This is a genomic window from Nostoc sp. (assembly GCF_036917935.1).
GTDB lineage: Bacteria > Cyanobacteriota > Cyanobacteriia > Cyanobacteriales > Nostocaceae > Nostoc.
In genome coordinates this window covers 157,477-177,866 of the sequence record NZ_JBALEL010000039.1, presented here as the reverse complement: position 1 = coordinate 177,866, position 20,390 = coordinate 157,477, and the positions used below count along the sequence as shown (strand labels likewise).

19 protein-coding genes and 2 tRNA genes are annotated in these 20,390 nt (G+C 41.5%); 10 read left to right on the top strand and 11 right to left on the bottom strand.

Going from position 1 to position 20,390, the window contains the following annotated elements; translation table 11 throughout:
* Positions 1 to 282: 282 nt before the first annotated feature.
* Both V7K62_RS18110 and V7K62_RS18105 read right to left on the bottom strand, forming a co-directional pair.
* The gene (locus V7K62_RS18110; protein WP_334866322.1) at positions 283 to 798 is read right to left on the bottom strand and encodes a L,D-transpeptidase; all 516 of its coding nucleotides are present in this window, start codon (positions 796 to 798) and stop codon (positions 283 to 285) included.
* A 113-nt stretch (positions 799 to 911) separates the two neighbouring features.
* Positions 912 to 1,544, bottom strand: coding sequence for a bifunctional 4-hydroxy-2-oxoglutarate aldolase/2-dehydro-3-deoxy-phosphogluconate aldolase (locus tag V7K62_RS18105; protein WP_334866320.1), 633 nt, complete (start codon positions 1,542 to 1,544; stop codon positions 912 to 914).
* A gap of 217 nt (positions 1,545 to 1,761) precedes the next feature.
* Here V7K62_RS18105 and V7K62_RS18100 point away from each other — a divergent pair, with 217 nt between their 5' ends.
* Both V7K62_RS18100 and V7K62_RS18095 read left to right on the top strand, forming a co-directional pair.
* Entirely contained in the window at positions 1,762 to 2,028 is a 267-nt protein-coding gene (locus V7K62_RS18100; protein ID WP_334866318.1) for a hypothetical protein, read from the top strand.
* A 553-nt stretch (positions 2,029 to 2,581) separates the two neighbouring features.
* Positions 2,582 to 2,854: a GlsB/YeaQ/YmgE family stress response membrane protein gene (locus tag V7K62_RS18095; RefSeq protein WP_334866317.1), complete on the top strand. Its 273-nt coding sequence runs from the start codon at positions 2,582 to 2,584 to the stop codon at positions 2,852 to 2,854.
* A 172-nt stretch (positions 2,855 to 3,026) separates the two neighbouring features.
* On the opposite strand, the gene V7K62_RS18090 is transcribed toward V7K62_RS18095, so the two are convergent.
* Both V7K62_RS18090 and V7K62_RS18085 read right to left on the bottom strand, forming a co-directional pair.
* A complete protein-coding gene (locus V7K62_RS18090) occupies positions 3,027 to 4,079 on the bottom strand; it encodes an MAE_28990/MAE_18760 family HEPN-like nuclease (RefSeq protein WP_334866316.1) in 1,053 nt (350 codons plus the stop codon).
* 6 nt (positions 4,080 to 4,085) lie between these two features.
* Positions 4,086 to 5,255 carry a DUF262 domain-containing protein gene (locus V7K62_RS18085; protein ID WP_334866315.1) on the bottom strand — a complete coding sequence of 390 codons (1,170 nt, stop codon included), beginning with the start codon at positions 5,253 to 5,255 and terminating at the stop codon, positions 4,086 to 4,088.
* A 290-nt stretch (positions 5,256 to 5,545) separates the two neighbouring features.
* On the opposite strand from V7K62_RS18085, the gene V7K62_RS18080 reads away from it, so the two are divergent.
* Together V7K62_RS18080 and V7K62_RS18075 are read left to right on the top strand one after the other, a co-directional pair.
* The gene (locus tag V7K62_RS18080; RefSeq protein ID WP_334866314.1) at positions 5,546 to 6,376 is read left to right on the top strand and encodes a metallophosphoesterase; all 831 of its coding nucleotides are present in this window, start codon (positions 5,546 to 5,548) and stop codon (positions 6,374 to 6,376) included.
* Between the two features lie 219 nt (positions 6,377 to 6,595).
* Positions 6,596 to 7,429: a metallophosphoesterase gene (locus V7K62_RS18075; RefSeq protein ID WP_334866312.1), complete on the top strand. Its 834-nt coding sequence runs from the start codon at positions 6,596 to 6,598 to the stop codon at positions 7,427 to 7,429.
* A gap of 542 nt (positions 7,430 to 7,971) precedes the next feature.
* Here V7K62_RS18075 and V7K62_RS18070 read toward each other — a convergent pair.
* From V7K62_RS18070 to V7K62_RS18060, 3 genes are all read right to left on the bottom strand, one after another.
* Entirely contained in the window at positions 7,972 to 8,748 is a 777-nt protein-coding gene (locus V7K62_RS18070) for a hypothetical protein (protein WP_334866310.1), read from the bottom strand.
* A gap of 315 nt (positions 8,749 to 9,063) precedes the next feature.
* Positions 9,064 to 9,270: a WD40 repeat domain-containing protein gene (locus V7K62_RS18065; protein WP_334866405.1), complete on the bottom strand. Its 207-nt coding sequence runs from the start codon at positions 9,268 to 9,270 to the stop codon at positions 9,064 to 9,066.
* A gap of 117 nt (positions 9,271 to 9,387) precedes the next feature.
* Positions 9,388 to 9,999 (bottom strand): DnaJ domain-containing protein, encoded by a 612-nt coding sequence (locus V7K62_RS18060; protein ID WP_334866308.1) that lies wholly within the window; start codon positions 9,997 to 9,999, stop codon positions 9,388 to 9,390.
* Positions 10,000 to 10,028: 29 nt separating this feature from the next.
* Between V7K62_RS18060 and V7K62_RS18055 the strand changes: the two genes are divergently transcribed.
* The 6 genes from V7K62_RS18055 (at position 10,029) to V7K62_RS18030 (ending at position 15,985) form a co-directional block, all read left to right on the top strand.
* Complete coding sequence (locus V7K62_RS18055; RefSeq protein ID WP_334866306.1) at positions 10,029 to 11,126, top strand: tocopherol cyclase family protein; 1,098 nt, start codon at positions 10,029 to 10,031, stop codon at positions 11,124 to 11,126.
* Between the two features lie 33 nt (positions 11,127 to 11,159).
* Positions 11,160 to 11,233 (top strand) — tRNA-Arg (locus V7K62_RS18050).
* A 508-nt stretch (positions 11,234 to 11,741) separates the two neighbouring features.
* Positions 11,742 to 12,287, top strand: a complete 546-nt coding sequence (locus tag V7K62_RS18045; RefSeq protein ID WP_334866403.1) for a YdcF family protein — start codon at positions 11,742 to 11,744, stop codon at positions 12,285 to 12,287.
* Between the two features lie 416 nt (positions 12,288 to 12,703).
* Positions 12,704 to 13,867 (top strand): GuaB3 family IMP dehydrogenase-related protein, encoded by a 1,164-nt coding sequence (locus tag V7K62_RS18040; RefSeq protein ID WP_334866304.1) that lies wholly within the window; start codon positions 12,704 to 12,706, stop codon positions 13,865 to 13,867.
* A gap of 327 nt (positions 13,868 to 14,194) precedes the next feature.
* A complete protein-coding gene (trxA, locus tag V7K62_RS18035) occupies positions 14,195 to 14,518 on the top strand; it encodes a thioredoxin (RefSeq protein ID WP_104909616.1) in 324 nt (107 codons plus the stop codon).
* Positions 14,519 to 15,172: 654 nt separating this feature from the next.
* The gene (locus tag V7K62_RS18030) at positions 15,173 to 15,985 is read left to right on the top strand and encodes a carbon-nitrogen hydrolase family protein (RefSeq protein WP_334866302.1); all 813 of its coding nucleotides are present in this window, start codon (positions 15,173 to 15,175) and stop codon (positions 15,983 to 15,985) included.
* Positions 15,986 to 16,192: 207 nt separating this feature from the next.
* Here the strand turns inward: V7K62_RS18030 and fba are convergent, their stop codons facing one another.
* The 4 genes from fba to pdhA all read right to left on the bottom strand — a co-directional run bounded on the left by fba (position 16,193) and on the right by pdhA (position 19,687).
* Positions 16,193 to 17,272 carry a class II fructose-bisphosphate aldolase gene (fba, locus tag V7K62_RS18025; protein WP_194004712.1) on the bottom strand — a complete coding sequence of 360 codons (1,080 nt, stop codon included), beginning with the start codon at positions 17,270 to 17,272 and terminating at the stop codon, positions 16,193 to 16,195.
* A 291-nt stretch (positions 17,273 to 17,563) separates the two neighbouring features.
* Positions 17,564 to 17,635, bottom strand: a tRNA-Lys gene (locus tag V7K62_RS18020).
* 61 nt (positions 17,636 to 17,696) lie between these two features.
* Positions 17,697 to 18,566, bottom strand: a complete 870-nt coding sequence (locus tag V7K62_RS18015) for an aldose epimerase family protein (protein WP_334866401.1) — start codon at positions 18,564 to 18,566, stop codon at positions 17,697 to 17,699.
* An 86-nt stretch (positions 18,567 to 18,652) separates the two neighbouring features.
* A complete protein-coding gene (gene pdhA, locus V7K62_RS18010) occupies positions 18,653 to 19,687 on the bottom strand; it encodes a pyruvate dehydrogenase (acetyl-transferring) E1 component subunit alpha (RefSeq protein WP_334866300.1) in 1,035 nt (344 codons plus the stop codon).
* Positions 19,688 to 20,390: the final 703 nt, after the last annotated feature.

Sequence of the window (20,390 nt, the reverse complement as noted above, 5' to 3'; positions counted from 1 at the left end):
CTAATTACAAAGGACAACCTTTACAAAAAATCTGTCATTTAAATGCCTAAATGCAAACTTTCCCCAAATTCATATTTGCATTTGTAATTTCACACAGTAATTATCAGGATTCCCGCTTATTTTTGGGTAAATCGTTGAATGCCCTCTTTTATATTTTATTTCAAGTTCAGTAATTCCGACTCCGAAGATTCCCAGCATAAAATCTTGCTAGGAATCACTTAATTGTCTTGATTTGTTGTTATTTATGATTTTACCTAAATTGCCTTCTGGCTGCTTCACCTACTATTTATGAATGACTATTGGTGTCCCTACCGATGCCCACTCGAATAGCCATTTTGCATGTTTAGGTGCGATATTCACACAGCCGTGGCTGACTGGAGTGCCAAAATTCTTATGCCAGTAAGCTCCGTGAATAGCGTAATTGCCTTGATAAAACATTGCATAAGGAACGTTGGGAACATTGTAGTTTTCTCCCTGCATCCGCGTAGTTTTAAACTTAGATTGAACCTTAAAAGTACCAACAAGAGTAGGAGTGGCTTTTTTGCCAGAGGAAATAGCACTTCCATAAACCACTTTGTCACCTTGCCAAGCTATTAATCGTTGCTTTGAAAGATTAATTTGAATCCAGCGCTGATCCGATTGTTGTAATGTCTGGATTGTTTGTGCAATCACTTGATTTTTGGAATTCGCCCAAACTTCACTCGTTCCAGTAGTAGTAAAAACACTTAAGGATAGTGCTGTACCAGTCAGGATTATTTGTAAGCGACGTACCCAGTCAGGATAAATCAGTCTTTTCATTGTAGATACACTCACACTCAAATCATGGGGTCTTGGGAAACTGATCAGTTTTCACCTTTATTTCCCTATCTATTACTTTAATAGACGTGAATTTTTGATAATTTGATTCTAAGTTAAGTTAACTGTCGCATTAGGTTTTTTGCCTGAGTTGCGATCGCTTCCCAATTTCCCTCTGTGACAAGCTTTTTGGGAAATAATTCACTGCTCAAACCGACAGCGATCGCTCCCGCTTGCAAAAATTCTTTAGCATTTTCGAGAGTCACGCCGCCAGTCGGAATTAAGGGAATCTGACCTAGTGGCCCTTGCAAACTTTTGATATAATCAGCCCCTCCCACTGCTTGCACGGGAAACACTTTTACACAACTAGCGCCCTGACTCCAGGCGGTAACAATTTCTGTAGGAGTCATAGCTCCTGGTATAATAGGCACATTTTTTTCTTGTGCTGCTTGAATCATTACCGGATCAACGTGGGGTGTGAAGAGGAATTGCGCCCCAGATGCGATCGCTTCTTGTAGCTGCTGCACATTGAATAACGTACCAGTACCAATGATACAAGTTGGTAATTCTGAGCGTAGTTGACTGATTAGTTCCCCAGCGCGATCGCTATTCCAGGTAATCTCAATTAGCTGCATTCCCCCAGATGCTACAGCCATTGCCATTTGCTGTCCCACTTCCATTTGAGGGGCGCGGATAACTGCGATCGCTCGGTGTTTTTGCAATTGTGATAACCAAATTTGATTAGGCATTTTGACTAGGGATTGGGGATTGGGACTAGAGAATAGTTTTCAATCTAGTAAATACCTAATTTTTAATACTAATGCCCAATGCCCGATTCATAATCCCCTTAAAACTTGCTTCTTGCATCAAGCTATGAGATATTACATATAAATAACAGTAAATCTATCGTATTGCCGTAGTTTAAGATTAAATACCTCAGCATTTGGGTCTAAAGGAGTAATTAAAATGACAATTGCACAACAAAACACAGCAGCATCCTTAGCAATCACCATTCACGATTCCCAAATCGTCGATATAGCTAGCTTATGGAAGCTTGTGCGACTAGGTGCAAATGGATTTTGGTGGCGCACCAAGTCATATACAACGATTCTGGGCGTCATGCTGCTGACTTTAGTAAGTCTGATTTTCCTAAGTATGCATTGGTCTTACCGCAGACTGTTCCCATTTATCAGCCATCGAGTCATTAGCAGGGATCATGAGATAAGCAATTAAAAATTAAAAGCTAGACACCACATCTTGCACCAGGCAACTGAAAGTAGCGGCTACACAGGCAAAACCCACCTGCGTGGGTTTCAAATCCTTAATTTAGTATTAGTCCGCGCAGGCAGACTTCTCTGGGAGACGCTACGCGAACGTTTGTATAGCCGCGACTTCCAGTCGCCAGGGCTTGGTGCAAGATATGAGTAGACATGAAGTTGCCTAGGTATAAGCAATCGGCTCAATCGCCTGATTTTGCTTTCTTTACATTACTTTAGAGACAGCCTCTAAAAACTTAGCTTAATTCTTCTAGTAGAGGAGAGAGCTAATTAAAAATGCATATACTGCAATTACCAAGCAATAGTTTGATAAGCCCCTAGTTAAAGACCTGCTAGGAGCTTTTTTTTAATTGACTATTTACCTCAATTGGGTTATCGCTCAAAAAACTTAGTAGCAATTAAACTATTCCTTATGGATATTCATAATTAATTCTGATGGTAGATTGAGTCAGAAAGGAAGATAGCTAATATGTACTTGTAAGTCAAAAACGTTTACTAACTTAACAACAATGAATATTCTTGCTTGGATTGTTTTAGGTCTAATTGCTGGTGCGATCGCAAAAGCTATCTACCCTGGTAATCAAGGTGGCGGAATTCTAGGAACAATTGTGTTAGGAATCATCGGTGCTTTTGTTGGCGGTAGTTTAGGTGTATTCTTCAGTACGGGAACTTTAGCCCTAGCCGCTCCTAGTCTCAGCATTCCAGGTATTGCAGTAGCAGTTCTTGGTGCGATTGTCGCAGTATTCCTGTGGAATTTATTAACCAACCGCAGCGCTGTATAAAAAATTGCGGTAAATCAATGACAAAGATTTAGCAAATTCATTTAACTATTTTTAACTGTGAATTAAATTAAAAAAATAGCGCCACCATAATTACAGGTAGGCGTTATTTTTTTGATTGTTTGATTGCAAAATAATCAAATTGCTTAAAGATAAAAAATGAATTTACCTTATTTCAAATGTGTAATTGATACAAGCGAAACCCTTTTTTAGCATCCACATCAAATTTCAACCCAACTTCCATTCCCGTACTTGTTTGCACTTCATTAACCGATATGTCATCAATCTTGATGCTTTCAATAGTAGCCAAATAACAGCAAGATGACCCTTCATTAACTAGGAAAAGACTACTTCCAATTGATAAAATCGTTTTCTCAACCTTTGCTACCCCAGCTTCATGCTTCTTATACCACTCAGTAATTCTACCAACCTCCTTAGCTTGACCTATTAATTTCTTGCGCTCAATAACCTTATAAGTGACCAACTCAGCAAGTGCTTGACACAAAGTCTCGACAAAATCGCACAATTCTAATAGTGCATTAGAACCTAGAACATCGTCAGGAAATCCGTGGGCTGCGTCGTTTCGATAGCTAATTAATTCATTAAGTTCTCCTTCTACAGTGTTTTGATTTCCTCTAATTTCTTCTAAAAAATACTTTACGGCTCTATGCTTTTCTACCCAGCCCCATGAATTTGGTATACCTGCTTCTGTCAACATTTTCTCTAATGGTTCTCTACGTAAGTTCTGTTCATGAAAAAGAAATGCATCTGGTAATATCTCATAATCTTTTTCATCAGTAGCTCCATGAAATAGTCCACGAATAACTTCCTCAAGAGAGAGATGTTCATACTTGCTTTTCTTCAGATCAAGCAGCAATCTTCCAACGCCTATCTGATGAGTATTTCGGATTTTTTCTTCCAGGTCTGAATACAGTGGAAACAATGCTGGCAGAAGGACTAACCAATCACTAACTAAGTCTTCTACAAAACTCTCATAAATGGCATACAGCCTTGTTACTACAGCACAGTGATCGTAAACTCGCCACTCTTTTACTCTGGGGATATCCTGCATTAGTGTGCCAAGGATAAATTCGCTTCCCTCATGCCATTCTTGCTTTATTACAGCACCTGAGCCAAATGAAATTTCTCTCAGCCGATCATTAGTCTTGATAATGGAACGAACAGTAGAAATATTAACTGTTACTGTCATTAAAATGTTTTGAAACATCACTCTTTACTCGGCGATGATTTGAGACAGCATATCATCAAATAATCGGATTCTTTTCTGGATATCAGCCTTGGTTCTTCCAGCACCTGTAAAAAGCTTTGATTTATCTTCTATAAACAACTTCTTTGTCTCTTCGATTACTCTTGGCTTCTGCTCTACTAAAATATCAGCTTGATCCAAATGTCTACTCAACCCAACCATAACAGCATCATAATATGCTTTATAAGCACTATCCTTCCAAGTTTCAGTCTTGGGATCAAAAGGCTTGAATAAATTTTCTGCATAGATTTTGTGTGCTAAATCTACAGTTTTGATAAAAATATTTTTTAGGATATCGATATCTTCATCAGAAAATTTCAAACTCTTAATCATATAGAGGTCAAGAAATCCCTCCATTCCTCTACGGAAGTCATTGACATGGCGTAAAGCAAAAAAGCGAAGAACTAATTCGGCATCTTCCATTTTTTTGTATAAATTATTTTGAACTAGTTTTAATTTACTGTCTAAGGGAATTCCCCAAGCCTCTGCAAATATAGAATTAGTTGCCAGGTCAAGTAATAGCTGATTGAACTTACCATAATACAAACAGTTACGTACCTCCTGCTGACTTAGTGCAATACCACCAGTATTTAAACGCTCAAAAGCAAGCTGTTTTAAAAGCATTGCTTCTTCAGGATTAGATGCTGACTCTGTAATCAGAACTATAGATGATATGGAGCGACGATCAATTCCTGCTCTAATTTTTGTAGGAAGAGTAGCATAAGTACGTTTATTGAGTTCTGGCCAAAGTTCTAATCCAGTTAATATGAGACGATTTTCATAAAAATCCCGAAGGGCTGTAATTCTCTGTTGACCATCCATTACCTCATAAAAGTTAAACTCCTTTTCATAAAGAACAATTGGAGGAACAGGAATGTTGATCAAAAACGACTCGATAAGTCGTGATTGCATCTTTTCATCCCACCGATCCCTTCTTTGGTAAAAAGGGCGCACATCCATATATCCAGGCTTCTTTAGTGCTTCAACAAAACTTGGAAGCTTTTCACGGTTCATTTCAGTGAGTATTCTTTGGTCTCCAGACTCATACTTATCGTTAATTTCACTATCAGACATTTGGATGCGGTTCTGGAAAGCTGATGCTTCCCACATCTGTTCTTCAGTTGGTGCAAGTTGCATTGACTACATCCTCTACAAGGACAGCGTGATAATATATTAAACTAGCTGAATATAGCCTAGCGCTTTCTTATGCAACAAAATTTTATTATAATTGGATGTTATGAGCAGCTTTAGGGACACTAGTATTTCTTCATATACATTGAATTTTTCTCGCCGACTTACTTAAGTATAAATACGCTAGAATCTACAGGTTTCATAAAATTTTCAATAATTTGCACTGGCCGCTACACACAAACCGACAATGTTTCGTTAAGCTGTAAGCGCTATGATTGAAGTTTATTGAACGTCTTATGCATTGGTTGTTATCTGGGCCGTTGAGTACAGAAGAATTGACGGTTAACATTGCAGGATTGCCTGCATCGTTACAAGGTAAGAAGCTAGTGCAGTTGTCAGATTTTCATTACGATGGTTTGCGGCTGTCGGAAGATATGTTAGAAAAAGCGATCGCAGTTACTAACGAAGCTGAACCAGATTTAATTTTATTAACTGGTGACTATGTAACTGACGATCCCACACCAATTCACCAATTCGTACTTCGACTCAAACATCTGCAAAGTAGGAGTGGTATCTATGCTGTTCTTGGCAATCACGATATACAGTACAAACAAGCAAAAGTAGAAGTTACAAAAGCCCTTACTAGCATTGGAATTCACGTTCTTTGGAACGAAATTGCCTATCCACTAGGAAAAGAATTACCACTCGTTGGACTAGCTGATTATTGGTCACAGGAATTCAATCCTGTACCAGTTATGAACCAGCTAAACCCCGACACACCCTGCATCGTTTTATCTCACAACCCAGATACTGCGGAGATATTACAAGCATGGCGAGTCGATTTACAATTATCTGGTCATACTCACGGTGGTCAAATCGTGATTCCCGGAATTGGCCCTATGGCGTTGTTTTATGAAAAGCTTGTAGAAAAAATACCCAGAACAGTGCGGCGTCGAGTCCCATTTTTGGAAATAAATGTTTCTGTAGTCAAACATTGGGAATGGGCGCAGGGTTTGCATCGGCTAGGTAAAAATCAGCTATATGTCAATCGTGGTTTGGGAACTTACCTCCCAGGACGCTTATTTTGCCGCCCAGAAGTTACTATAATCACCCTACAAGGTGAGTAGGTAAATTAAAAATTAAAAATAAAAGAACGCAATCACGGCAGGTATTCTGGCTAATGAGTGCCTACAAACTAAGGCAATACCTGCTTAGTTTCATCGCAAAATTGAAATCAATGAATTAATTGTATCTGGAGTAGATGACATAAATTATTGCATTTTATCAAGTTGCATTTTGATTTTTGGTAAGCTGTAAGCGCTGGTATGAGGAGTATCGGTTGTCTTATGCATTGGTTGTTTACGGGACATTTAAGAGTAGATAAAATAACGGTTAAGATTGCGGAACTTCCTGCATCTTTACAAGGTACAAGGTTAGTGCAGTTGTCAGATTTTCACTACGATGGTTTGCGACTGTCGGAAGATATGTTAGAAAAAGCGATCGCACTTACTAACGAAGCTGAACCAGATTTAATTCTATTAACTGGTGACTACGTAACTGACGATCCCACACCAATTCACCAATTGGTGCTTCGACTCAAACATCTGCAAAGTCGCTGTGGTATCTACGCCGTACTTGGGAACCACGATATCTATTACAGCCACTCCAAAGCAGAAGTTACACAGGCGTTAACTAGCATTGGGGTTCACGTACTTTGGAATGAAATCGCCTATCCATTAGGAAAAGAATTACCATTGGTAGGATTAGCTGATTATTGGTCACAGGAATTTTACCCCGCACCAGTCATGAATCAACTAGACTCAGTTACACCCCGCATCGTTTTATCTCATAACCCAGATACAGCCAAGATATTGCAACAATGGCGCGTAGATTTGCAACTATCTGGTCATACCCACGGTGGTCACATCGTAATTCCGGGTATTGGCCCTGTAGTACTCTATTATAAAAAACTACTCAAACAAATTCCCAAAAAATTACGGCGTTGGGTAACATTTTTCCTGGGAGACTGTTCTAAAGTAGTGCGATATTGGGAGTGGGCGCAAGGGTTTCACAAGGTGGAGAAAAATCAACTATATGTCAATCGGGGTTTAGGAACTTACCGCCCAGGACGCCTATTTTGTCCGCCAGAAGTAACTGTAATTACCTTAATTAGTCATTAATAATTCTGAACTTTTTAATTAACTCAACGCAGAAACCGCCTGAAGCTGCGATGGATAAATCTCAGCAGCTTGCGGCGGTTTCTTGAAGATTGGAGAATTCAGAAATAACTAACTCAACTATCTAAGGTGGACAGCATTGGCGCTCGCTCTACTCAGAATTGCACATCCTTATATTCTAACTAGGCAGGCATTTTCGGGCTGTGCGTTCTCAAACCTCCCAAACAACTCATTGAACTCAATGTAAAAATACATTCAATGGATGCCACAACTTCAGAGCGATGTCTACGACGGGCTATGCCTACGCAAGAACATTAGAGCAGGAGGCACAGGCTCTAACTTGAAAGTTTTTATTTAACTTTTAACCTGTTTGTACCTTGCTCTTAATCTAGCATTGTGTTTGTTTAGCTACAAGACACCTTTACTAAACTTGAACACCATTAACTTATCGCAACAATTCAGAAATATTGCTTAAAAATTGTCCCACTTGTTATATGTTGGCATTAATACCAGCATTACCAAGTGGGCTGAAAATTCAGAAGCCGTTATTGACCAGAACCCCCTGTAGTACTGTCACCTGCGCTAGAAGAACCGCTATTAGATGTACTGTTTGACTTGTCTACTCCTTGGGGTGGAGTGGTTTTAGAGGTGTCACTTTTCGTACTTGGAGCGACAGTATTAGTAGAACTATCGTTTTGCGAAGTCGGAGTATTAGTAGTTGGACTCGTCGCCGGACTTTGTGTCGCTTTAGGTGCTGGCTGGGTTACAGAAGGTGCTTTTTCTGCCGCAGGCTGCTGGGGTGGAATAGTAATGTTAATATTCGGTTGGCGAGGTACAGAGGGAGGTGTAACCTGCTGTTGTGGAACAGGAACAGGAACAGCAACCGGTACAGGTACTTCCCTAGTTCTTTCGATTATTGTCGTTTGTGGTTGAGGAGATGCACTGGGAGTTGGACTACTCTTACTCGGTACAGGAACCACGACCGGCACAGTATTGTTAACCGCTGCGTTATTCTGCTGGTTGAAGTACCAGACTCCACCTACAACCAAACCAAGCAGGGAAGTAATGATAATACCCAGCAGCAAACCACCACTAGCATTGTTATTGTCACGCTCGGCTAAATCAGCTTGCTGATTGCTACGCTCAGTATTTCGACCTTGTACGTAACCGTTAGTGTAAGAGTTGGGATTAGCTGCCCTGTTCTTGACTGTTTCAGTGGTTCGTGTCAAGTCAGTGTGAGTATTACCATTAATATCAGTGTAAGATTCTTGCTTGACTTCACTGTTTTTGCTTTCGCTTTCGCGTTCATTGGGAATAGACATAGCTGTTGATTTCACTCCTCAAACAAGATATTGACAAACTAAAGCTTTGTAAAAACAAGAGGTTTTAATGAACTGAAAAATATATGTTGCTGATTAGTATTGAGTTTCATTTGCTACTCAACTGTTGGTAATTATCAGGATAACCTCTGCGATCGGCAAGTGGCTCTATCTCCAGGCAGTCAATACTTAATCTTTAGGGAGTTAATACTTAATCAAAAGAAAGAGTATCCCAAAGATAGATGTTATTAAACTGTCAGATGATAATTTGATAAAAATCTCGTAATTTACTGAAATCATCTAAATTTTAATTTGTGGTTAGATATCGCATCGCCAAAGCTTGATTGTCATATCTCGACTACCACTAACCAAAGTTTTCCCATCAGGATAGAAAGCGACAGAGTTAACCCAATCTGAATGGTTATCCAAAGTGTAAAGATTTTGTCCCGTGTTAATATCCCATAGCTTCACAGTATGATCTGCACTACCACTAGCAATATGCTGACCATCGGGACTAAAAGCGATCGCTCATACTAAGAAATCAGCAGCAAATCTTACTACACTTAGTATTCCCCAGTATAAGTAGTATCTAACTCCTGGTCTGGTATCGCCGTCTGAAGTGTTTTAAACTATATTCGCTCCTTATCTCCAACGCCGATTTAGCCGCAGTAAGCTTTTTATTCTCTGACAAAATCTTTCTACCAGAGGTCTAGGTTTTGATACATATCTAGGTGAGCGTGATGTACGTGCAGCGCCCGGATTTCTTAATTCTTCTTCTATTTGTACAGCTTTATTTAAATCGGAAGCGGCTCTATATTCATATCCAAGTTGAGAGCAAACTAGTCCACGATATTTATATGCGTCAATGTAGTAAGGATTGAGACGAATTGCGTGGGTAAAATCTGCGATCGCATCCTCATATCTTCCTTGTGTAGCATTTTCTACCCCTAAAGTATAGAAAGTTTCTGCATCCCAACGATTGACAGATATTTTTGGGGGATTTTTAGGCGAAGATGAAGATGGATTTTCAGGAATGGGAGGCTCAGATGGAATTTCAGATTTGAGCCTGTTGTAAGCTGCGTTGATTGATTTGATTTTTTCCTCCGCTTCCTGTTTTTGCCTTTGATCAACAAAGCGATCGGGATGCCAAATTTTCACCAGTTTACGGTAAGCTCGTTTCACCTGTACTTGAGAGACACCAGGTTCCAACCCAAGAATTTCATAAGCATCATTGATATCGAAGCGATCGCGCATACTGAAAAAATCGGCAACTATATAGATATATGTTAACTATTCCCATAAATCTCCTCCAATCAACCCAAACGCCCCATTCTGGTTATCACTGGGATGGCAGTAGTCGCCGCTTCTTTGAAGGCTGGTATTACCGCATCACCTTACCGGAAATTGGGCAAACATTCGCCTTTATGTACTCCATTGAAGACCCCATCGGCGGTAAACCTTACAGTGGCGGTGCAGCCCAAATCCTCGGCCCGGATGATGAGTATTTATGCCGTACTTTTCCTGATGTCAACAAATTTTGGGGTAGTCGGGATGTTTTGGGTTTAGGTCATTGGGGTAAAAATAATTTGCAAGTTTCTCCCCTATACCTCCTGCCAGAAGAGTTTGAGTATCATGTCCAAGAAGGCTATCAAGCTACAGCCACCTTGAATCAGGGAATAATTCGCGATCGCGCCACTAATAATTATTGCCGTTGGCAGTATGAAATTCAACCACTATACGGTTGGGGCAATCAAAATAGTATTCAGCAATCAACCGCAGGCTGGCTATCATTCTTGCAGATTTTTGAACCTGGATGGCAAATTTTGATGGCTCACGGTCTAGCCACCGGTAAGATTGACTGGAATGGCAAAATCTACGAATTCACCAACGCCCCAGCCTACGGCGAGAAAAATTGGGGTGGTGCTTTTCCGCAAAAATGGTTTTGGATAAACTGTAATTTATTTGAAGGCGAACCCGACTTAGCATTAACTGCTGGCGGTGGACGGCGGGGTGTGCTGTGGTGGATGGAATCTGTAGGGATGATTGGACTGCACTATCAAGGCAAGTTTTATGAATTCGTTCCCTGGAATTCCCAAGTAGACTGGGAAATTCAGCCTTGGGGTAGATGGCAAATGAAAGCTAGTAACTCCAATTACGAAATTGAATTGACAGGAACCAGCCTTTTACCTGGTACACCTTTACGTGCGCCCACAGCAGAAGGTTTAAGATACTGTTGCCGAGACACCATGCAAGGAAAACTAAATTTAGAGTTACGAGAACTAAATGGGAGAAAATCTCAAATAATCCTAAAAGCAGAAAGTTTTCTTTGTGGTTTAGAAGTAGGCGGGGGCCCTTGGGATAATTGTTGGCAGTCTCGCTAAAATTACTGCTATAATTATATATGCTTCGTAGTTGGGGTTGTAGCTCAGTTGGATAGAGCGGACGCCTCCTAAGCGTCAGGTCGTGCGTTCAAGTCGCACCAGTCCCGTTATATTGTGACAATTCATATATATATGACAATTTATAGGGTAACAGCATTGCTGTGCCCCTACCAGTGGTACGCCAGTTCGCACCAATACAGTTTGGTTAAGCCCAAAAAATAAAAATGTGTCGGTTGGGTTGAGGCAATGCGTTACCCAACCGACAAATATTCTTAACCGAAGCGTATTGCAGTTCGCCCAAGTCGAAATACCCGCCCACACGACTGGCTCCTGTATTCCATACAATTGAGAACTGCTATATAAAGTGGTTAGAACCCTTTGATGAATCGTCCGATAAAGGTTAGGATAATCCATCAATTAGAGGAAAAACTCCAGGCACGCTTAATCGCGCTGTTACACAAAAATCAACCAATTTTATATTTGGGCAGATTCTTTGGAAGTTTGCTAATCTACTATCAATTGTTTTTTCTTCTAGTCAGAGAAAATTTTGGACTAAGTAAATTAAGTTATTGAGCCTTGAATAAGCTACTCTTTACAGGTAAATCTTTTCGTTTTATGGCTTTGGTCTTACCCCTAATCATCTGGTGGGGATACAAAGAAGTACAAAACCAATTTGTGCAGCCGCAAGCAGTTGTAGTGTTGGGTGGTTCAACGAGACATTTAGAGCGGGAGAAGTTTACAGCAAAATTCGTTCGCGAGCATCCAAATATACCGATTTGGATTACGGGCGGTAGTCCACGTACATTCACCCAACGAGTGTTTACCAAAGCTGGTGTTGATCCTCAACGTTTACACTTGGATTATGAAGCAGTAGATACAGTTACTAATTTTACTACGTTGGTAGATGATTTGCAAGCTCGCGGCATCAAGAGCGTTTATTTGATTACTTCAGACTTCCACATGCGCCGGGCTTGTGTCATCGGCGAAATTATTTTGGGTAGTCGGGGTATTTATTTAAAGCCAGTGCCAGTTCCTTCAGAAAAACCCCCTGAATCTATCGAAAAATCTGTTCGTGATGGAGCTAGAGCCATAATTTGGTTGGCAACTGGTTACACTGGTGTGGATGCCGCTAAAAATAAACGTAAATCAAATCAATTTTAGATTTTGGATTTTGGAATTGAAAATCTTCAAATTCAGAAGGTTTATTGATTTGAAACGATACAAACTATTCCAAGTTGGTATCATTTATGAGAAATTGCCTGATCTTGACCTAAATCAATCCAGGCAAATTAAGAGAACGAAATGTCAATAATCTTGATATTAACTCAGTAAGAATAAACACATCAAAGTACAATTGCCGAAAAACTAGCGCAACACTAACCTGCAAATAACACAGTATAAAAACCAGTCAACAGTTTTTGCTCATTTGGTTACTTGGTGAATACTTTGCGTCTACCCAAGCTTTAAGCGGCGGCTTGGGTTACTCAAATTTATCTGTGTAATTCAGGGAAAAAAACGCCCCAATCCCGCCCACAATTTGATACCCTAGCTTAAACAGATTTGAGAAAAGTTAAAGCGTGGAAATTCAACTTGGGCGGGGAAAAACAGCTCGCAGAGCTTACGGAATAGATGAAATTGCTCTAGTCCCCGGTAACAGAACACTAGACCCCAGTTTGGCTGATACTAAGTGGCGTATTGGCAATATTGAGCGAGAAATCCCGATAATTGCTAGTGCTATGGATGGCGTAGTAGATGTTCGCATGGCTGTACGTTTGTCACAGTTAGGAGCATTAGGTGTCCTTAATTTAGAGGGTATTCAAACTCGCTATGCCGACCCAGAACCAATATTAGATCGGATTGCCTCTGTGGGGAAAGATGAATTTGTTGCCCTAATGCAAGAACTCTATGCCGAACCAATAAAGCCGGAATTAATTGAACAACGTATTCAGGAAATTAAACAACAAGGTGGCATTGCGGCGGTGAGTGCGACTCCAGCCGGTGCAAGTAAATACGGTGAGGCGGTGGCAAAAGCTGGGGCAGATTTATTTTTTGTCCAGGCTACGGTAGTTTCTACTGCACATCTGTCACCAGAGTCTTTAGTACCACTTGATTTAGCAGAATTTTGTCGTTCCATGCCCATCCCCGTGGTGTTGGGGAATTGCGTGACTTACGAAGTTACTTTAAATTTGTTGAAAGCTGGGGCGGCTGGGGTACTGGTGGGAATTGGGCCTGGTGCGGCTTGTACTTCTCGTGGGGTGTTGGGTGTGGGTGTACCACAGGCGACTGCGATCGCAGATTGTGCCGCAGCACGAGATGATTACTACAACGAAACTGGCAATTATATCCCCATTATTGCTGATGGCGGTTTAATCACCGGTGGCGACATTTGCAAATGTATCGCCTGTGGTGCTGATGGTGTGATGATTGGCTCCCCCTTTGCCAGAGCCACAGAAGCCCCAGGACGAGGTTATCATTGGGGTATGGCGACTCCTAGCCCAGTCTTGCCCCGTGGCACCCGCATTCGCGTTGCCACCACTGGAAGCCTAGAGCAAATACTCATTGGCCCAGCAGGACTAGATGATGGCACTCACAATCTTTTAGGAGCCTTAAAAACCAGCATGGGCACTTTAGGAGTGAAAAATATTAAAGAAATGCAGCAGGTGCAAGTTGTGATTGCACCTTCTTTATTAACTGAGGGCAAAGTTTACCAAAAAGCTCAACAATTAGGTATGGGGAAATAGAATTGGGCATCGGGCATGGGGATAAGGGAGACAAGGACAATAACCAATGCCCAATTCCCAATCCCCATTCTTGAATAAATTTTTCTAGCCCCTAAACAATTGCTGGAAAAATCCGATATGTCGCTTACAATAGAGATAGCGGAGACGCATGTTTCCGTTCACTCCTCACACCACACTCCGCCCGGACTACTGTTCGGGCGGTTCCTTATGTTTATAAATAAATTCTAGAGCTTCTTTGCAAATGTACATCCTCGCACTCCCAAGCTCAGGTTTTTGCTATGGTAGAATTTTCACCAAGTTCAGATATTATTGGCGAAGGTTTTAGGCATGTCAACAGCCGCACAAGTTACCGATTCTAGTTTCAAGCAAGAAGTACTCGACAGCGATGTACCTGTTTTAGTTGACTTTTGGGCACCCTGGTGCGGACCATGCCGTATGGTAGCTCCTGTTGTCGATGAAATCTCCGAACAGTACAAAGGTCAAATTAAGGTCGTAAAAGTCAATACAGATGAAAATCCGAATGTTGCTAGTCAGTATGGCATCCGCAGCATTCCCACATTAATGATTTTTAAGGGTGGACAAAAAGTGGATATGGTGGTCGGCGCCGTGCCTAAAACTACATTAGCTTCCACCCTCGAAAAGCATCTTTGAAACTCAATCGGCAATAAAATCCTCTTGAGTTATCCATTTTGTTCTAACTTTAAGTTAATTTTTATAAACAAGTTTGAGAGGCACGAATTTCTTGTCTCTCAAGCTTGTTTACATTTGTATACAGTTTCAGAATATTTTTAGGAGTTTTCTACCTCAAAAATAATTTCCTAATTCCCGCACTACCAATTTATACTGCTCGTGCCGCCAACAGAAAACCCAAAAGCTCAGTCTAAATCGTTTTTCTAGAATACGCTGTGCGTAGCTTGCTTAAGAAAAGGGGTAACTCTGAATTCAACATTTAAATTAACAATCCCCATAAATAAATTTATACCAATTTGAAAAATGATTGCAACAGATGAATTCACACCAAGCCAGATGCACCAATACGATTTCCAATCAAAAATCAAAAATAGTATAGTTACTCTGTAAGAGAGAAATATTCCCACCAGACAGCTTTTATCAGGGTTTGCTCACAACCTAATTGTCATCTTGCTCAGTTTCGTAGAACCCAGAGGCAGATTAAAATCAGCAATAAAACAAGTCTTTTAAACAAAAGCAACGCTGATGCATTTCTAATTAAGTTCCACAGATGTTGAAGTAGCGATATATTTTGATAATCTATCTTCCATAAATCAACTGTTCGTTGTTGAATCTATGAAGTCTTATTTAGCCGCCGCTATTCAATTGACCAGTGTGCCCGATCTAGACAAAAATTTGGCACAGGCAGAAGAATTAATAGAGCTTGCCGTGCGTCAAGGTGCTGAATTGGTAGGTTTGCCAGAAAACTTTTCCTATATGGGAGAAGAAAAAGATAAACTCGCACAAGGGGATGCGATCGCTCTTGAAAGTGAAAAATTTCTTAAAAAAATGGCTCAACGCTTTCAAATTACCATTTTGGGCGGCAGCTTTCCAGTTCCGGTAGACAATACAGGCAAAGTTTATAACACTACTCTACTCATCGATCCCAGCGGTGAAGAACTTGCCCGCTACTACAAAGTACACCTATTTGATGTTGATGTCCCCGACGGCAACACCTATCGCGAATCCAGCACAGTTGTGGCTGGTACGCAACTACCCCCCGTCTATTTTTCAGAAAAACTCGGTAATTTAGGGCTTTCTATTTGTTATGATGTCCGCTTCCCGGAACTGTATCGTCATCTGGCAGATAAGGGAGCCGATGTGATCTTTATTCCCGCCGCCTTTACCGCCTTTACAGGCAAAGACCACTGGCAAGTACTACTACAAGCCAGAGCCATCGAAAATACCGCCTACGTCATCGCTCCTGCCCAAACAGGCAATAACTACGCCCGCCGTCTAACCCACGGCCACGCCGTTATTATCGACCCTTGGGGTGTAATTTTAGCCGATGCTGGGGAAAAACCGGGAATTGCGATCGCAGAAATCAAGCCCACCAGACTCGAACAAGTCCGCCGTCAAATGCCCTCTTTACAGCATCGGGTGTTCTAGGGATTGGGGATTGGGGACTGGGGAAGAAGCAAGGCAGAAGAGTTTTCTAGTTTTCCCCTGTGCCTCTTTTCAATGCCCAATGCCCCATTCCCAATCCTTATGAATAAAACAAAAAACCGGGTGTTTACCCGGTTTTTGACAAGATTAAAATCTTCAGTTTTTTAGGAGCATAGCAGCACTGTGCCCCTATTTATTTAGTTGTCAAAATTAAACTTTAGCCGCTGCTTTAGTAACAACGTTAAGTTCACCTTTAGCATACTTAGCAGCAAAATCTTCCAAAGAAATTTGCTTAATCTTGCTTGCGTTGCCAGCTGTGCCAAATTGCTGATAGCGTTCAGCACAGACCTTCTGCATGTATGTAATAGAAGGCTTGAGGAAGTGACGGGGGTCAAACTCCTCTGGTTTTTTAGCCAAAGCTTCACGTACAGCAGCAGTAATAGCTAAACGGTTGTCGGTGTCAATGTTTACTTTACGTACACCGCTCTTGATGCCTTTTTGAATTTCTTCTACAGGTACACCGTAGGTTTCAGGAATTGCACCACCATACTGGTTAATCAGTGCAAGCAAATCTTCAGGTACAGAAGAAGAACCGTGCATTACCAAGTGGGTGTTAGGCAGACGGCGGTGAATTTCTTCAATGCGGCTGATGGCTAAAATTTCACCAGTCGGCTTCCGGGTAAACTTGTAAGCACCGTGGCTTGTGCCAATGGCAACAGCCAAAGCATCTACTTGGGTTGCTTCTACGAAGTCAACAGCTTCATCGGGGTCGGTTAGCAGTTGTGAGTGGTCGAGTGTACCCTCAAAACCGTGACCATCTTCAGCTTCGCCAGCACCAGTTTCTAGAGAACCCAAACAACCGAGTTCACCTTCAACGCTGACACCCAAAGCATGAGCTACATTTACAACTTCGCGGGTAACGTTGACGTTGTACTCGAAGCTAGCGGGAGTCTTAGCATCAGCTTCTAAAGAACCATCCATCATCACGCTGGTGAAGTTGTTCTTAATTGCTGAGTAGCAGGTAGCAGGGGCATTCCCATGATCTTGGTGCATGACAATGGGAATCTGAGGATAGGTTTCTACCGCTGCCAAAATTAGGTGGCGTAGGAAGTTTTCTCCAGCATAAGCACGAGCGCCACGAGAAGCTTGCAAAATTACCGGGCTATCTGTCTCCACAGCAGCCTTCAGGATCGCCTGAATCTGCTCCAAATTGTTAACGTTGAAAGCTGGGATGCCGTAACCGTTTTCAGCTGCGTGATCCAACAGCAGCCGCAGTGGTACAAGCGCCATAGATAGTCCTCCTAATGTGGTTGTCAGCTAGTCGGTGTGAGAGAAGCGTAATTATTACGCTAAATCTTAAGAGTTTTTTCAACTTATAGGAAATTATAACTAGTGTCGCGTGTCTATGTTGAAAAAGTTTACGCCATAGTTACTATAAATATGTTCTATAGTTGCTCTCTACTACTGTACATTTAGCTACCCTACAATTAGTAGCTCTGGTAGCCAAGTATTCAAAATGTTCCTTCCTACAATTACAAAGAGCTGCGATCGCGCCTTTACATCATTTAATAAACTTCTATATGGGTCGCCCGGGATTCGAACCCGGAACTAATCGGTTAAAAGCCGAGTACTCTACCGTTGAGTTAGCGACCCTTTCGCTGCATTTCGCAACTTTGCCATCATAGCATATACATCTGTAGATTTGTAAAGGGGTTTAGAAAAAATTAGCAGTCAACCTTATAGATGCTGTGTGGCTAGCTCCTGGTGCTAACACAGTCAGGTTATCACCAGTATTGAGAGAGTTACGGGTGGCACTCCACGGTTCTAGACAGTAGAATTCTTTGCCTTTGACTGTCCAAAAGACCACGTAGGTAGAGAAATCATCATAATCCAAGGTGAGTTTTAACTTCCGCCTGCGATCTATCGCAGTGGCCGATTGACTCGTTAATTGTCCAAAGGCAAAATCAATTTCATCACGGCTAAAGTCAAAATTGCCGTCAAAAGAGTGAATTTCCTTAGTTTGATTGTCTTGATACTGCTGAGAGGGAATTTCAAGCTCTAGCTGAGTTTTATCACCACACAGAAAGTAGGGATGGAAACCAGCCGAAAAGGGCATTGGTGTGGATGACAAGTTTTTATACTGCTGGCGGACTTCTAGGGTATTACCTTGAAGTTCGTAGGTGAAAGCTAGCTGAAAATCAAAAGGATAAACTGTCTTGGTTTGCTCATTGCTATCCAGAACGACAGTCAGACTAGCTTTATCTTCAGTTTTTTGTTCTGTTGCTGACCACGGCAATTCACGGGCAAAACCGTGTTGTTTGAGAGTATATTTTTGCCCGTTGTGAGTATAAGTATTATCTGGTAGATTGCCACAAATAGGAAACAAAATTGGATTCCCACCTCTGACACTCAAATCAGGATGAGTAAAGCGTTCAGTATCCAGATAGAAAATTTCATGCCCTTGAATCCGCCACCGGGTGATGATACCACCGCGTTCGGGTACGACTTCCAATTGAGAACCAGCGGCTTCGTCAGAAAGAATGTAGGTCTTGTACTGTTGCTGTTGAACTGCAATGGTAAACACAAATTTTAGTCCTGGGTAAGGTGGAGTGCCGAGTGCTGAGTCCTGAGCAGAATAAAAAGTACTCAGCACTCATAACTCAGCACTGTTTATTCGTCTTCTGCAAAAACGAAACGATATAACTCGCTGGGGTCTGGTTCAGGGCTGCTTTCGGCGAATTTAACCGCTTCGTCGATTACATCCTGAATTTTACGATCAATTGCTTTGATTTCTCCCTCATCTGCAAGATTTTGCTCCAGCAAATAAGCTGCCAACTTCTTAATTGGGTCACGGGCGAACCAAAATTCTTTTTCCGCTTTGCTTCGCATTTCATCTGGGTCAGCCAAGGAGTGACCGCGGAAGCGGTAGGTAAGTGCTTCAATTAATGTTGGGCCTTCACCTGCACGGGCACGGGCTACAGCTTCTTGGGCCACGGCTCTGACTGCTAGTACATCCATACCATCTACTTCCACGCCCACCATGTTAAACACACTGGCTTTTTTATAAATCTCTGGCTGGGAAGTCGCTCGTTCGTGAGACATCCCAATGGCCCACTTATTATTTTCGACCACAAACAGAATTGGCAGTTTCCATAAAGCTGCCATATTTAGTGTCTCGAAAAACTGACCGTTGTTCGCTGCACCGTCACCGAAAAAGCAAGCTGTCACTTGGTCAGCACTTTTATCTCCCAGCACTTCGCGGCGGTATTTGCTTTGAAAAGCCGCTCCAGCTGCTACAGGAATTCCCTCAGCCACAAAAGCATAGCCACCCAGCAAACGATGTTCAGCAGAAAACATGTGCATGGAACCACCGCGCCCTTTGCTGCAACCTGTGGCTTTGCCAAATAATTCTGCCATTACCTCTCTTGCTGGTACACCCGCACTCAGAGCATGAACGTGGTCGCGGTATGTACTACAAACGTAATCTTCACCCGGTCGCATTGACTGTACAACACCACTGCAAACGGCTTCTTGACCGTTGTACAAATGGACAAAACCAAACATCTTGCCTCTGTAGTACATTTCAGCGCACTTGTCTTCAAACAAGCGCCCTAATACCATATCCTCATACAGCCGTAACCCTTCTTCCTTAGTGATATGCGTAGTAGCAGGATTAAAAGTGGGTAAAGTACGCTCTTGAACCATTATTTTTGAGTATCCCTGTTGTACAACTTAAAGTTACGGTCTTAAATAAGTTGGTCTGATAACACCTCGGCTTTTAACAGGCTAGCGTTTGTAAGACTCAACAATCAAACTTTATTTATGCACCAAAAAAGGGTCTTAGGGAATAGCTGAATTTTTAATTTTTTATTTTTAATTTCTCAGCCCATGCCCCATGAGGATTTGACTCTAACGACAATATCTGCCGCTTTGGGTTTTTATCTCTCACTATTCCCCTTCATAGACTAGCAATCAAGATAGATTGCTTTCTGCATATCCATTAACAATTTAAAAAAAAGGAAGCAAAAGTTTATATACCCAAATAGGTAATTGTAATTAAAGGTTAATTATGATATGATTTTTTTCTCCAGTTATCAGGGTAAATCCCCAATAGTAGTATTTTTGTTACCACCTACTGGGAAAATCCCGAAAAAATCAATCATCAATAGATTCTTGCAGCCACAACATTTATGCCGTTACTAAAAGCGGTAGTTGTGGTTTATGCTATCGAAGGCTGATAATAGTTGTGTTAAACAAAAATACTAAGAATTAAGACAGAAAATTGAGGCTTTCTAGGCGAAAACAAAAAATTAGTACTAGAATGTGACTCAAAATTTCGGGAAGATACAAAACAAGTTGTTGCAATATACACTTGTAGAGTAAATTCTATACGGCACTGTTATGGCAC

What these genes read in the sequence shown, in the direction of transcription:
- V7K62_RS18110 (WP_334866322.1), bottom strand. Translation starts at nt 798, where the DNA reads ATGAAAAGACTGATTTATCCTGACTGGGTACGTCGCTTACAAATAATC.
- V7K62_RS18105 (WP_334866320.1), bottom strand. Translation starts at nt 1,544, where the DNA reads ATGCCTAATCAAATTTGGTTATCACAATTGCAAAAACACCGAGCGATC.
- V7K62_RS18100 (WP_334866318.1), top strand. Translation starts at nt 1,762, where the DNA reads ATGACAATTGCACAACAAAACACAGCAGCATCCTTAGCAATCACCATT.
- V7K62_RS18095 (WP_334866317.1), top strand. Translation starts at nt 2,582, where the DNA reads ATGAATATTCTTGCTTGGATTGTTTTAGGTCTAATTGCTGGTGCGATC.
- V7K62_RS18090 (WP_334866316.1), bottom strand. Translation starts at nt 4,079, where the DNA reads ATGTTTCAAAACATTTTAATGACAGTAACAGTTAATATTTCTACTGTT.
- V7K62_RS18085 (WP_334866315.1), bottom strand. Translation starts at nt 5,255, where the DNA reads ATGCAACTTGCACCAACTGAAGAACAGATGTGGGAAGCATCAGCTTTC.
- V7K62_RS18080 (WP_334866314.1), top strand. Translation starts at nt 5,546, where the DNA reads ATGCATTGGTTGTTATCTGGGCCGTTGAGTACAGAAGAATTGACGGTT.
- V7K62_RS18075 (WP_334866312.1), top strand. Translation starts at nt 6,596, where the DNA reads ATGCATTGGTTGTTTACGGGACATTTAAGAGTAGATAAAATAACGGTT.
- V7K62_RS18070 (WP_334866310.1), bottom strand. Translation starts at nt 8,748, where the DNA reads ATGTCTATTCCCAATGAACGCGAAAGCGAAAGCAAAAACAGTGAAGTC.
- V7K62_RS18060 (WP_334866308.1), bottom strand. Translation starts at nt 9,999, where the DNA reads ATGCGCGATCGCTTCGATATCAATGATGCTTATGAAATTCTTGGGTTG.
- V7K62_RS18055 (WP_334866306.1), top strand. Translation starts at nt 10,029, where the DNA reads ATGTTAACTATTCCCATAAATCTCCTCCAATCAACCCAAACGCCCCAT.
- V7K62_RS18045 (WP_334866403.1), top strand. Translation starts at nt 11,742, where the DNA reads ATGGCTTTGGTCTTACCCCTAATCATCTGGTGGGGATACAAAGAAGTA.
- trxA (WP_104909616.1), top strand. Translation starts at nt 14,195, where the DNA reads ATGTCAACAGCCGCACAAGTTACCGATTCTAGTTTCAAGCAAGAAGTA.
- V7K62_RS18030 (WP_334866302.1), top strand. Translation starts at nt 15,173, where the DNA reads ATGAAGTCTTATTTAGCCGCCGCTATTCAATTGACCAGTGTGCCCGAT.
- fba (WP_194004712.1), bottom strand. Translation starts at nt 17,272, where the DNA reads ATGGCGCTTGTACCACTGCGGCTGCTGTTGGATCACGCAGCTGAAAAC.
- pdhA (WP_334866300.1), bottom strand. Translation starts at nt 19,687, where the DNA reads ATGGTTCAAGAGCGTACTTTACCCACTTTTAATCCTGCTACTACGCAT.